9 protein-coding genes are annotated in these 12,583 nt (G+C 70.5%); 4 read left to right on the top strand and 5 right to left on the bottom strand.

Annotation, left to right across the window (positions count from 1 at the left end):
* Positions 1–10: 10 nt before the first annotated feature.
* Both OO63_RS36380 and OO63_RS36375 read right to left on the bottom strand, forming a co-directional pair.
* Complete coding sequence (locus tag OO63_RS36380) at positions 11–613, bottom strand: hypothetical protein (protein ID WP_030363298.1); 603 nt, start codon at positions 611–613, stop codon at positions 11–13.
* A gap of 76 nt (positions 614–689) precedes the next feature.
* Positions 690–1,928: a hypothetical protein gene (locus OO63_RS36375; protein WP_030363297.1), complete on the bottom strand. Its 1,239-nt coding sequence runs from the start codon at positions 1,926–1,928 to the stop codon at positions 690–692.
* Positions 1,929–2,264: 336 nt separating this feature from the next.
* Here OO63_RS36375 and OO63_RS36370 point away from each other — a divergent pair, with 336 nt between their 5' ends.
* Positions 2,265–2,531, top strand: coding sequence for a hypothetical protein (locus OO63_RS36370; protein WP_030363296.1), 267 nt, complete (start codon positions 2,265–2,267; stop codon positions 2,529–2,531).
* 147 nt (positions 2,532–2,678) lie between these two features.
* Positions 2,679–7,151 (top strand): type VII secretion EssC family protein, encoded by a 4,473-nt coding sequence (locus OO63_RS36365; protein WP_030363295.1) that lies wholly within the window; start codon positions 2,679–2,681, stop codon positions 7,149–7,151.
* Positions 7,152–7,295: 144 nt separating this feature from the next.
* On the opposite strand, the gene OO63_RS36360 is transcribed toward OO63_RS36365, so the two are convergent.
* Both OO63_RS36360 and OO63_RS36355 read right to left on the bottom strand, forming a co-directional pair.
* On the bottom strand, positions 7,296–7,574 hold the full coding sequence (locus tag OO63_RS36360; protein WP_051811534.1) for a WXG100 family type VII secretion target: 279 nt from the start codon (positions 7,572–7,574) through the stop codon (positions 7,296–7,298).
* 169 nt (positions 7,575–7,743) lie between these two features.
* Positions 7,744–9,618, bottom strand: a complete 1,875-nt coding sequence (locus OO63_RS36355; RefSeq protein WP_030363293.1) for a serine/threonine-protein kinase — start codon at positions 9,616–9,618, stop codon at positions 7,744–7,746.
* Between the two features lie 224 nt (positions 9,619–9,842).
* On the opposite strand from OO63_RS36355, the gene OO63_RS36350 reads away from it, so the two are divergent.
* On the top strand, positions 9,843–10,859 hold the full coding sequence (locus tag OO63_RS36350) for an alpha/beta hydrolase (RefSeq protein ID WP_030363292.1): 1,017 nt from the start codon (positions 9,843–9,845) through the stop codon (positions 10,857–10,859).
* A gap of 44 nt (positions 10,860–10,903) precedes the next feature.
* Here OO63_RS36350 and OO63_RS36345 read toward each other — a convergent pair whose 3' ends face one another.
* On the bottom strand, positions 10,904–11,716 hold the full coding sequence (locus OO63_RS36345) for a menaquinone biosynthetic enzyme MqnA/MqnD family protein (RefSeq protein ID WP_380835156.1): 813 nt from the start codon (positions 11,714–11,716) through the stop codon (positions 10,904–10,906).
* 376 nt (positions 11,717–12,092) lie between these two features.
* On the opposite strand from OO63_RS36345, the gene OO63_RS36340 reads away from it, so the two are divergent.
* On the top strand, positions 12,093–12,296 hold the full coding sequence (locus OO63_RS36340; RefSeq protein WP_016645643.1) for a cold-shock protein: 204 nt from the start codon (positions 12,093–12,095) through the stop codon (positions 12,294–12,296).
* Positions 12,297–12,583: the final 287 nt, after the last annotated feature.

Raw genomic sequence — 12,583 nt, 5'->3', positions numbered from 1 at the left:
CATCTTCGGATCACCCCAGAACACGATCCGTGAACCTGCCGGGACCGGAAATCAACGCCCCGCCCAGCGAAAGATTTCGCGTATAGACACCTTCGAGAAGAATGGCCAGACTCAGGTCGATGGAGTCCGACGCTCCATATGTCACACCGGAGATGCTCTGCGGCTTCGCCCAACCGGACCGCGACATGGACACCTTGACACCGTCCCGCTCCAACGTGTGGTGCAGCTTGTCCGGCCCTTCCACGTACCTGTACTCACGCCCCAGGGCCCGGATCAGAAGAGCACGCCCCCGCTTGCCGTACGCCCACGGGTTCCTGGAGAAGCCCGCCCGCTGTCCGGCGACGGTCAACGTGCCCCGCGCCAGGCGCGGCCGCCCGATAGACCCGTACGCCAAGCCTTTGTAACTGGACGGGGGGATGCTGTCGCCACGAACCGCCGCACCCATCAGGCTCTGGTAATCATCCCGCGCCAGGACTTCCCGCGCCGGATGAGCGAGTTCCACGGCACCCAGCCCACCGACGTCCCCGGTCCACCAGTAGACCCGGTCCCGAAATTTGAGCTTGACCGTGGGCTCCACCCGCCGAAGCTCGAAAGAGAATCCGTCACCCGTCACTGACTCTTCCTTTCCTCGCCCGGCCGGAAATTGATGTCATGCCGACCGAACCACCCAATCCGTGATGCCCCGCCAACTAGAACGGGTTGACCGAACTGAAAAACTTCTTGCCACCACTGACGAGCTTCCCCGCCCCCTCGCGGGTCTTCCTCGCAGCCCAGCCGCCAGCTTCTGCGACCTTGCCCGGAAATTTCTTCACCGTCCCCCAATTGTCGATGATCGAGGACACCCCATAAACCGTCCCCGTGGCGATCACAGCACCAATGAACACCGGGTTCGGGTTTATCATCGCGGCGGTCAGCGAGGCATTGAAGAGAGTCCCGGAAACATCCGAAGTGTATCCGGCCTTGTCTCTCTTGAAGGCCTCGACGGGGTTGCCCTGCTGGACCACCTCAAAGGCGCCGACACCAGTCGCAGCGGCAGACCCGGCGATGCCTGTGGTGCGCCAAAATCCCGAAGTACGGAGGGCGGCGCCGGTTCCGGACGCAAAGGAAGCGAACTTCCCTCCACCCGTGGCGGCCCGCAGCGCCGCCTGCCCCTTCCCCACTTTGACAAGATTCATTTGCCACGAGTACCTGACACCCGGGCCGGCAAGTGGGGCATATCGATTCGATCCCGCCAAGAAATCCAATAGCTGTGGCGGCATACGAGCACCGATAGCGGCCATGCGTCGAGTGCCCGGGTTGTCCAGCAGGTTGGGTATTTGACCTCTCATGATCTGCGCCATGGTTGTACCAGGCGCCTTGAATCGCTCTCCACGTTTGAGTCGCTTGATCACAGAGTATGCCGCTTTTGCGGATTCCCCGAAAGTATAAGGGGCGGTAGACGAAAGCGCCGTCAGGCGAATATAGTCACTGACAACCTCCCCCAGGTTCTCATTGCCCGTGACCTTCGCAACCGAATCCCCTTTAATTCTGGTAATCCACTCGCTGAGCGTCTCACCCTGCTGTTTCTTGAGCCAGCCGGGGTCGAACTCTTCAGGGTCCGTCACCGAGGCATTGGCGATCAGCATGACGTTCGCCGGGAGCTGCGCCCCCTTCAGCTGTTCCGGCGTGAATCCGGCGTACAGCGCCGCAGCACGCGGGTCTCCGTCGCCCGCCCTCATGATCGCGGCGCGCTTACGTAGGTCCGGCGCTGTTTTCGTGACCCAGGGCACCATCGGCTTGATGGGGCCGAGTTTTTCACGAACTCCCAGTTGCGAAGCCCAAGTGAAGGCATCGTCAAGGCGGTCCTGTAAATGGCCTCTGCCATCGAAGAGCTTGGCTAAGTGCTCCAGATCACTGGGCTTGGCAACACGCATGGAACTGTCGCTCATTCGACCCCCTGGCTGGCCTGACGCGACCGGCGTACGCCGGTCGCTCCGTAGCTGAAGCGAATCTAGTGCGGTGACCCTGGAGGCACCACGTGTTCGGTGTCTCACACAGTGCAGCCCGCATCGACCAGAACGGACGCGCAGGACGTAAGTGGCCAAACGACTCAAAGAACTCCGTCGCAGCGGCTTGGCGGGGAGTTCTGGAGTCCCACTCTTCGACACTCTCAAGGAGCCCTGAGTACTCTCGTCCCAGGCCTCACTTTCGATCCCGGGCGATCGGGGCAGACTCCGCCTCGCCCGGCGGGCCGGTCGTGCAAGTCCAACGGGGAGGTAGTCGCAGTGGCGGATCCAGAGCTGCAGGAACAGGCCAAAAGGGCCGGGCAGTTGCGTAGCCTCGCGGATCATATCGAGGATCTTCCGAAGGCCACGCGCGACTTCTCGACGAAGCAGATGAAGCAGTGGGCCGGGCCGCACGCGGACGATGTGCGCGGCGACCTGGGGGGCTGGAAGACCAAATGCGAGAACGTCGCCGAGGCGCTGCGTGAAGTGGCCCGGCAATGCGACCAGGCCGTCAAGGACGCCAAGGATCCCAAGAAGGACAAGTAAGGGTGAGTAAGGGCGAGTAGGGGCGAGTAAGGGCGCGCTTGCGTATGCAAGGGTGAGCCGGGGCGATTCAGGGCGCTCGGGAGTTTGCGCGGCGCTTTGTCGTGTTTGTGGTGAGTGCGGGCTTCAGGCCGAGAGGAATTTGTCGGTATGCGGGTAATGGTGACCGTCGTACGGGAGGGCGCGGCGGCGCAGGACGTGTTCCTGGCGGTCGAGGAGGACGCGACGGTCGCCGACGCCGCGGCCTGCCTCACCGTCGCGGCCGACTCCAGCAACGTGGTCACGGGGCGCTTCCCCGGCACGCTCGGGGTCGGCCCCGGCACGCTCGGCGTCGGCCCCGGCGCGCCCAAGGCGCCGGGGGCGGGGCGCACCCCGAGCCTGTGGGTGGACGGGACGCTGCACGACCCCGCCGCCCTCGCGTCCTCCGCGCTGCGCGACGGCGTGCGCGTCACCACGGACGACTCCATCGGCCCGTTCCTGCGCGCCGGCGAGCCCGCGGGACGCTATGAGCTGCGGGTGTGCGGTGGCCCTGACACCGGCCGCATCACCCGCGTCCAGGCGGGCACCGTGAGCGTCGGCTCCGCCTCCACCGCCACGCTCCCCGTGGCCGACCCGTCCGTCCCCGCCCTCGCCCTGCGCCTGTCGGTGAACGTCGGCGGCGAGGTCACCCTGCACCCGCAGGAGGGCGTGCCCCTCGTCCTCGACGACTCGCCCGTCGCCACCGACTGCCCCTGGCCCGTGGGCCAGCTGATCCGCGTCGGCGACACCCGGCTGGTCCTGGCCGAGGCTCAGGCGCCGGACGCGCACCTGGCCCCGACCGACGACGGCGGCTACGCCTACAACCGCCCGCCCCGCTTCTCCCCGCTGCGGCACCGCCCCCGCCTCGCCGTGCCCGCCGAGCCGGTCAAGGGCGAGGGACCGCGCCTGCAGCTGATCACTTCCTTCATACCCGCCCTGTTCGGTCTGACGATGTACTTCATGACCAGGCAGGTCTACACGCTGCTCTTCTGCGCCATGAGCCCGCTGATGATGCTCGGCTACTGGTTCAGCGAGGCCCGCCACACGCGCAAGAAGTACAAGCAGGAACTGAAGGAGTACCGGCGCGCCCTGGTCGAGTTCGACGCGCAGGTGATCGAGCTCGGCAAGGCCGACCAGCGGGCCCGCCGCGCCGCCCACCCCGACCCGGCGGAACTCCTCCTGTACGCCACCGGCCCCCGCCGCCGCCTCTGGGAGCGGCGCCTGGTCGACCCGGACGTGCTGCAACTGCGCGTCGGCCTCGCCGAGCAGCGGGCCGAGATCGAACTGCGCGCCGCCAAGGGCAGCAGCTTCGACGACCCGCCGGAGCCGCCCCTCATCGCCGATGTCCCCGTGGTCCTGCCGCTGCCCGAGCTGGGCGTGATCGGCGTGGCCGGTGAGCGCCGCCTCGGCCTCGCCGTCGCCCGCTGGCTGCTCGGCCAGGCCACCGGCCTGCACAGCCCCCGCGACCTCTCCCTCGTCGTGCTCTCCGCCGCCCCCGACGCCAAGGACGCCTGGGACTGGGCGCACTGGCTGCCGCACACGGCGCCGCAGAGCGGCCAGGACTGCCTGTCCCTGGTCGGCGCGGAGCCCGAGCTGGTCGGCCGCCGCATCCACGAGCTGCAGGCCGAGCTGGAGCGCCGCAAGGCCAGCTCCTCGGACTTCGGGGCCGCCAACCGGCTGCGCCCCGACCCGTTCACGCTCGTCGTCCTGGACGGGGCCCGGCTGCTGCGGCGGATGCCCGGCGTACCGCAGTTGCTCCAGGAGGGCCCGCAGCACGGCATCTTCGCCCTCTGCGTCGACGAGGACGACCGGCTGCTCCCGGAGGAGTGCAAGGCGGCCGTCATCGGCCTCCCGGACCGGCCGAGCCACGTGCGGATCAGCGGCGGCGGCCTGGAGGGCATCGGGGACGTCCTGGCCGACCAGGTCTCCAGTGCGTGGTGCGAGCTGGTGACGCGGTCCCTGGCACCTGTGCGCGACGTCAGCCAGGACGACGCCGACGCCGCCCTGCCGACGGCGGCGCGCCTGCTCTCGCTGCTCGGCATGCCGGACCCGGCGGGCGCGGACGTCGCCAAGATCTGGCGGCAGGGCGGCTCGACCACGTCGGTGCCCATCGGCATCGCCGCCGACGGCGTCTTCACCCTCGACATCCGCAAGGACGGCCCGCACGCCCTGGTCGCGGGCACCACCGGCGCGGGCAAGTCCGAACTCCTGCAGACGATCATCGCCTCGCTGGCGCTCGCCAACCGGCCCGACGCCCTGAACTTCGTCCTCATCGACTACAAGGGCGGCAGCGCCTTCCAGGACTGCGCCCAACTGCCGCACACCGTCGGCATGGTCAGCGACCTCGACGCCCACCTCACCGAGCGCGCCCTCGCCTCGCTCGCCGCCGAACTGAAGCGGCGCGAGGAGATCCTCTTCGACACGGGCACCAAGGACATCGAGGACTACAACGACACCCGCAAGATCCGCCCCGACCTGGAGCCGATGCCCCGGCTCGTCCTGATCATCGACGAGTTCGCGTCCCTCGTCGCCGAACTCCCCGACTTCATCGCGGGCCTCGTCGACATCGCCCGCCGCGGCCGCTCCCTCGGCGTCCACCTCATCCTGGCCACCCAGCGGCCCGCCGGTGTGGTGAGCGCCGACATCCGCGCCAACACCAACCTCCGCATCGCCCTGCGCGTGACCGACGGCGGCGAGTCCTCCGACGTGATCGACGCGCCGGACGCGGGCGCCATCGCCAAGTCCACGCCGGGACGCGCCTACGTACGGTCCGGGGCGCAGTCCCTGGTGGCCGTGCAGTCGGCGCGCATCGGTGGCCGCAGGCCAAGCAACGACTCCGACCGGCCGAAGGCGACCGCGTTCCCCGTGGACTGGGCCGCGTTCGGCCGCCCCGCACCCAGGATCGCCACGAACGACGACGACGGCACGCTGGTCACCGACCTGAGCGTGCTGGTCGGCGCCATCCGCGAAGGCGCCGAGCTGATGGGCTTCGGCGAGCAGCGCAGCCCGTGGCTGCCGCCGCTGCCCGACCTGCTGTGGCTGGGCGACCTGCCGGACGCGCCGGAGGAGGAGCCCCGCGCGGCCGACGAGGTGGCGCCCATCCGCATCGGCCTCACCGACCTGCCCGCGCAGCAGCGCCGGACGCCCCTCGCGCTGGACCTGGTGCACGGCGAGCACATCATGCTGGCCGGTGGCGCGCGCTCGGGCCGGTCCACGGCGCTGCGCAGCCTCGCCGGTTCGCTGGCGCGGGACACCTCGCCCGCCGACGTGCACATGTACGGCATCGACTGCGGCGCCAACGCCCTGCTCCCGCTGGCCAATCTGCCGCACTGCGGCGCCATCGTCACCCGCGACCAGCCCGACCGGGTGCGCCGCCTGCTCGGCCGGCTCTCCGCCGAGATCTCACGCCGCCAGCAGTTCCTCGCCCTGGAGGGCCTGTCCAGCGCGGCCGAGCAGCGGGCCACCGCCGCGCCGGAGGACCGGCTGCCGTGGATGGTGCTGCTCGTCGACAACTGGGAGGGCTATGTCGCGGCCCTGGAGGGCATCGACTACGGCAAGCTCGTCGACATGATCGTGAAGATCTTCCGGGAGGGCGCCGCGGTCGGCGTCAAGGTCGTCATGACCGCCGACCGCAGCGGCTTCAGCGGACAGATCTCACCGTCGTTCGCCGACAAGCTGATCCTGCGGCTCACGGACGCCAACGAGTACTCCCTGGCGGGCCTCTCGGCTCGTGAGGTGCCCAAGGACATGCCGTCCGGGCGCGCCCTCCGCCTGACCGACCACGGCGTCCAGGAGAGCCAGATCGCCCTTCTGGCCCCGGACCCGTCCGGCCAGGCCCAGGTCGCCGCGTTGCGGGAGATCGCCCAGGAGGCACAGCGCAGGCACCCGACGCCGCCGCGCGACCGCCGCCCGCTGCGCGTGGACGAACTGCCCATGCGCATCACGCTGGAGCAGACCCGCTCCCTCGACCCCGAGTTCGTGCCGCCGTCGCCGCTGTGGGCGCTCTTCTGCGTGGGCGGCGACGAACTGGAGCCGATCGGCATCGACCTGGAGGAGTCGGGCCCCGGCTTCGTGATCGCGGGGCCGCCCAAGTCGGGCCGCTCCACGGCGCTCCTCGTGGCCGCGCGCACCCTGCTCGCGAGCCGGACCCCGCTGATCCTCGTCACGCCCCGCCGTTCGCCGTTGCGATCACTGGAGGGCGAGGCCGGGGTGCTCGGCGTGCTGACCGCCGACAGCTCGGAACGCGACCTGAAGGACCTCCTTGAGCGCGCCGACGGCAAGTACGCCGTGGTGGCCGACGACGCGGACATGCTCTACGACGGTCCCCTGGACCGGCCGTTGGAGGAGGTCGCGCAGAACGGCAGGGACGGCGGCATCGCGGTCGTCGCGGCGGGCGCCACGGACACCCTCAGTTCGCAGTACCGCGGCTTCGTGGTGGAGGCGCGCCGCTCCCGCCAGGGGCTGATCCTGGCGCCGCAGAGCGCGTCGGACGGCGAGCTGTTCAACGTCCGGGTGCCGACGGGATCCGGCGGCGGGCCCACGGGCCGCGGCATCCTGGTGCGCGGCGGGCAGATGATGCCCGTCCAGGCGATCCTGGACGCCTGAGCGACACGGGCGACGGGCGCGCGCCGGGGGGGCGGGCGCCCGCGCCAGCGCACGCCAACACACTTGAGGGGGGCCACCGTTGCCGGTGGCCCCCCTCATGTGCGTACCGCGGCGTCAGAGCGCCACGTCAGACCGCGTGCGACGTCAGACCGACGTCGCCTGCTCGATCCGGTCGTGGCTGTTCTTGGCCGACTTGTAGGCGTCGCCCAGCGAGTCCGCGAGGCGGTTCAGCTGCGGCTTGAACTCACGCCAGTCGTCACGGAACCGGTCGGCGCCCGGACCCTTCCAGAAGCCGTGGCTGTCGTTGGCCTGACCGTCCAGGAGGTGGATGAGGTCGCGGACCTCGCCCTCCTTCTTCTGGAACGCCTCGTACAGCTTCTGGAGCTTCTCGAGTTTTGCACCGCGGTCGATGTCGTCAGCCATCGGTACCTCCCCGTATCACGAAAGTAAAGAATCTCAACTGCCACGTGGGACGCTACCGCACCTGTCAATCCCAGGTTTACCGCCCCCGAGTTCGCCACAATTCCCACCCGACGACTAATCCCCCATAGCCCTTCAGGTGCACATATGTCACCCGGCCCGCACCCGGCGCTCACCCGACCTTCTTCAACCGAGCCGCCGGATCCCCCGCCTTCGGGTCCGCGGAGGTGTACTGCAGCTCCGAGGACCCGACCGGTCGCAGCCGCACCGTGTGGGAGGCCTGGGAGCACTGGTCCGGGTTGGACTTGTCGCCGACGCCGGTGGCGACGAGTTCCTTGGCGGTGGCCGACTTCAGGGTCAGGTTGTCCACGCACTTGTCGCCGATGAGGTCCGTCTGCGTCATCGCGCCGATCCGGTCGCCGGCCTTCGGCACCTGGCGCACGGTCACCTCGAACGTGCCGAGCGGTACGAGGCCGTCGCGCGCCGACGCCTTGCCGCGCCACTTGCCGAGGTAGCGCGCGGGCACGACGCCCTCGACCGCCGAGTCCCCCGAGTCGCCCGTCGCGCTCGGCTGCTTCCCCGCCGAGTCCTTGGCGCCGCCGTCGCCCCCCGGCAGCAGGTTGAACACGAACACGGACCCCACCGTCACCGCCGCCAGCGCCCCGGCCACCGCCAGCGCGACCGTGCAACTCACCCTGCGCCCCCGGCCGTCGGGCCGCGCGGGCACCGACGTCGCCGCCACGGACAGCGAGAGTCCGCCGGAGGGCGGCGCGTCGGACGGCCCCGTGTCCGTAGCCGCGGGCGTCCCGCCGCCGTGCGACGCCGACGCGCTCTTCTCGTCGTACGCGGCCTGCGGCGCCGAGAAGCCCGGCGGGGATGTCGGGGCCGACGGCACTGATGAGGCTGATGGGGGCGACGGCATCGAGGGTGCCGACGACGCCTGCGGTGCCTGCGGTGCCTGCTGCACCGAGTGGCTCCCCTGCCCGTACGAGGCGTCCGGCGGCCCGAACACCCCGGCCCCGGCCCCCGAACCCGCCCCCGTGAACGGCACCGGCCCCGACATCGGCACCGGGGCACCACCGGAGCCGTACAAGCCCCCGGCACCTCCGGCACCTCCGGCGCCCCCTGCGCCACCCGCGCCCCCCGCCTGGTCCACCTCCAGATCGAGCAGCCGCACCGCGCTCCGGCTCACCCGTTCCACCACGGCCCCCGGCAGCCAGCCCGCCGCCACCAGCGGTGCCGCGCCCTCGGGGGCGAGGCGGTGGGCCAGGGCCGCGGGGGCGGGGCGGGCGGCGGGGTCCTTGGCGAGGCAGGCCGCCACCAGGTCGCGGAAGTCGCCGGTGAGGGCGCCGAGTTCGGGCTCCTCGTGGACGACCTTGTAGAGCAGGGCGGCGGAGGAGTCGCCGGGGAAGGGGGTGCCCGCGGTGGCCGCGTAGACGAGGACCGCGCCGAGGGAGAAGACGTCGGCGGCGCCGGTGACGCCCTTGCCGAGGATCTGCTCGGGGGACATGTAACCGGGTGATCCGATGGACACGCCCGTGGACGTGAGGGACGCGGTGCCGTCGGTGGCGCGGGCGATGCCGAAGTCGATGAGGCGGGGTCCGTCCATGGTGAGCAGGACGTTGGAGGGCTTCACGTCGCGGTGGACCAGGCCGAGGCCGTGGACGTGCGCGAGGGCCTCCGCCAGGCCCGCGCCCAGGACCCGGACCGAGTGCTCGGGCAGCGCGCCGCCGTCCCGCACGGCCTCGGTCAGGGAGGGCCCGGCCGCGTACGCCGTCGCCACCCAGGGCACCCGCGCCTCCGGGTCGGCGTCGAGGACGGGGGCGGTCCAGTCGCCGCCGACCCGCCGGGCCGCGTCGACCTCGCGCCGGAAGCGGGCGCGGAACTCCTCGTCGAGGGCGAAGTGCGGGTGCACGACCTTCACCGCGACGGTACGGCCCCCGGCGCTGCGGCCCAGGTAGACGCGTCCCATGCCGCCGGAGCCGAGGCGTCCGAGCAGACGGTAGGGGCCGATGACGGCGGGTTCGTCCGCTTCGAGCGGGTGCATGGCGAAGGCCTCCCCCAGACGCGCTGATCGCATGCCCACACGGCGCCCGCCGGTGTGTGCCCCGGCCGTCCGCCGGTGTCCGCCGCGTGCCCGTGTCGACGGCCAGCGTAATGCGGTGGGCCACAGGGGCGCGCGGACGGGAACGCGCCGCGCCCGGACGCCATCTATCCATCCGTAAATGCCCTGATTGCCCCTGTACGCCTGCCCGGACCGCTTGGAGCGCCATGAACCGCCGCCCGACCCGCCTCGCCGCCCTCATGGCCGCCGCACTGGCCGCGGCCGTCCTCGCCGGCTGCTCGTCCGACAAGCCCGAACCGGTCAGGTTCGACGACCCGAAGGCGTCCGCCTCCAGGGACGCGGGCGCCACCCGGCAGGCGAAGGCCAGCGGCAGCCGGATGCCGACGGGGCCGCGCGCGGACTTCACCACGGAAAGCACGCTCGAGGACGGCACCAAGATCGGCGTGACGACCCTGCGCGGCAAGAAGTCGGGGTTCACCGGCAAGGTATGGGTCTGGGCGCCCAAACAGTACTTCGACCCGAAGTACGCGCACAGCGGCTTCCCGGTGCTCATCGCGCTGCCCGGCGGCCCCGGCTACCCCAATAACTATTGGATGGGCACCGACCTCAAGCTGGAGAGCTCCATCGCCAAGTGGTCACGCCAGGGAAAGAGCCTGCCGTTCGTCGTCGTGATGCCCGTCCTCAATCCCGATGACAAGTTCTATTACGACGGAAGTGACATACCGGGGCAGCCCCGAATGGGCACCTGGATGACGGAGGACATACCGGATTTCGTGAAGGCGAATTTCCGCACCTTCGACTCCCGCGACGGCTGGGCCTTCATGGGTTCCTCTTCGGGCGGATTCGTGGGCCTGAAGTCGGTCCTCAAGCGCCCGGACCGGTTCCGGGCGGTCATCGCGAGCGGCCCCGACACGGTGCCCGACTCGCCCCTGTGGCGGGGCCACGAGAAGGAGCGGCTCGCCAACGACCCCGGACGGCTCGCCCGGCGCCTGATCGCGCGCGGGGGCCCCGAGGTCGACATCGCCTTCCAGGTCGGGACGGCGGAGAAGGGCCGGGCGAACCTGGAGGCGTTCATGAAGGAGTACGGGAAGGGCCCGGTCAAGACGCGCCTGAACGTCATCCCCGGCGGCACCCACAGCGCCCGTTCGTACGTACCCGGCATGGGGGACGGGCCGATCCAGTGGATCAGCAAGCACATGAAGGCGCCCGTCCCCGCCGCCTGACCGGCCGGGCCCCGGGGCGCACGCACTCGGGGCCCCCACCGGCCCTAAGGCCGCAGCAGCTCCACGTTCACGTCCGCCGGGAACCCGGTCGAGGGCCCCACCCGCCGCGCGAACTCCGCCACGCCCGCGAGCTGCGGCGCGCCGAAGCGGAAGTCCAGGGTCGTGAAGTACCGCTCCAGCACGCCCGCGTCGAACGCCTCCCAGCGCGCCGCCTGCTCCGACACCTTCGCGACCTCGTCCAGGGACAGGTCCCGCGACGACAGGAACGCCTTGTGCACCTCCCGTACGACCTCCGGCTCGCGCGCCAGATAGTCGCGCCGCGCCGCCCACACCGCGAAGACGAACGGCAGGCCCGTCCAGTCCTTCCACATCCGGCCCAGGTCATGGACCTCCAGGCCGAGCCGCGGGCCGTCGATGAGGTTCGCGCGCAGCGCCGCGTCGCCGATGAGGACGGCGGCGTCCGCCTCCTGCATCATCAGGCCGAGGTCGGGCGGGCACGAGTAGTAGTCGGGCCGTACGCCGATCTTCTCCGCCAGGAGCAGCTGCGCGAGACGCACGGACGTGCGCGAGGTCGAGCCGAGGGCGACCCGGGCCCCGTCCAGACGGTCCAGCGGCACCTGCGACACGATCACGCAGGACATCACGGGCCCGTCGCAGCCCACGGCCAGGTCCGGGAACGCCACGAGATCGTCGGCGTTCTTCAGGAACTCGACCAGGGTCACGGGGGCGACGTCCAGCTCCCCGCGCACCAGCTGCTCGCTGAGCTTCTCCGGGGTGTCCTTGGTCAGCTCGAAGTCGAGCAGGGTGCCGGTCCTGGCCAGGCCCCAGTACAGGGGCAGACAGTTCAGGAACTGGATGTGGCCGACGCGCGGCCTCGCGGTGCGGGCTGAGGCGGCCCCGTCGGAGGCGCCCCCGTCCGAGGTGTCAGGGGGAGAATTGTCCACATCGGTGAGGCTAGCCCCGTCTCGGCGCGGCGCTGTCGCCGGGGGCCCGGAGCGGCCTCCGTCAACCCTGCCGGAGATCCCGTCAAACCTCCGGGTGACGTGATCTTGATCCCTATTGCTTCCGGGTGCCTGCGTGCTAAGCTCACCGCAAGTTGCAGTTTGGTTTCCCTTGCAGTACAGAGCCTGCGGAGCATGTGACCCGCGGGCTCTCGTCGTTTTCAGACTTTTGCAGTTGTTTCAACAATCGCAGGTTCTGGAGCAGGGCAACCCTTTGGCCCAAGGAGGGCTTATGGCTACCGGAACCGTGAAGTGGTTCAACGCCGAAAAGGGCTTTGGTTTCATCGCCCAGGAAGGCGGAGGCCCCGACGTCTTCGTTCACTACTCCGCGATCAACGCCAGCGGTTTCCGCTCCCTCGAGGAGAACCAGGCCGTGACCTTCGACGTCACGCAGGGTCCGAAGGGCCCGCAGGCGGAGAACGTCACCCCCGCCTGATCGCGGTGGGTTGATCCGGAACGGAAGCAGTACCCAAGGAGCCCTGCGTCCCCACGTTCGTGGGGGCAGCGGGGCTCCTGCCTTTTTCTGGCGGGGGCGCCTTCTGCTGGCGGGGGCGCCTTGGTGGGCGTGGCTCGGCCTGCGGCCTCGTCCTCAGGCGCCGGACAGGCTCTCTCCCACCCGCCCGCCCCGACTGGCCCCGGGCTTGCCCGAAACCCCGGCACCCCCAGCCCTGCCCGGGCGCACCCCCGCATCGGCGCTCCGCGCCTCGTCCTCAAACGCCGGAC

It is taken from the genome of Streptomyces alboflavus (genome assembly GCF_000716675.1).
Lineage (GTDB): Bacteria > Actinomycetota > Actinomycetes > Streptomycetales > Streptomycetaceae > Streptomyces > Streptomyces alboflavus.
Note: the sequence above shows the minus strand (reverse complement) of the source record. Positions and strands in the feature narration are given on the sequence as shown.

Excerpts from the sequence above, each read along its gene's own strand:
- OO63_RS36375 (WP_030363297.1), bottom strand. The coding sequence starts at position 1,928 with ATGAGCGACAGTTCCATGCGTGTTGCCAAGCCCAGTGATCTGGAGCAC.
- OO63_RS36365 (WP_030363295.1), top strand. The coding sequence starts at position 2,679 with ATGCGGGTAATGGTGACCGTCGTACGGGAGGGCGCGGCGGCGCAGGAC.
- OO63_RS36360 (WP_051811534.1), bottom strand. The coding sequence starts at position 7,574 with ATGGCTGACGACATCGACCGCGGTGCAAAACTCGAGAAGCTCCAGAAG.
- OO63_RS36355 (WP_030363293.1), bottom strand. The coding sequence starts at position 9,618 with ATGCACCCGCTCGAAGCGGACGAACCCGCCGTCATCGGCCCCTACCGT.
- OO63_RS36350 (WP_030363292.1), top strand. The coding sequence starts at position 9,843 with ATGAACCGCCGCCCGACCCGCCTCGCCGCCCTCATGGCCGCCGCACTG.
- OO63_RS36340 (WP_016645643.1), top strand. The coding sequence starts at position 12,093 with ATGGCTACCGGAACCGTGAAGTGGTTCAACGCCGAAAAGGGCTTTGGT.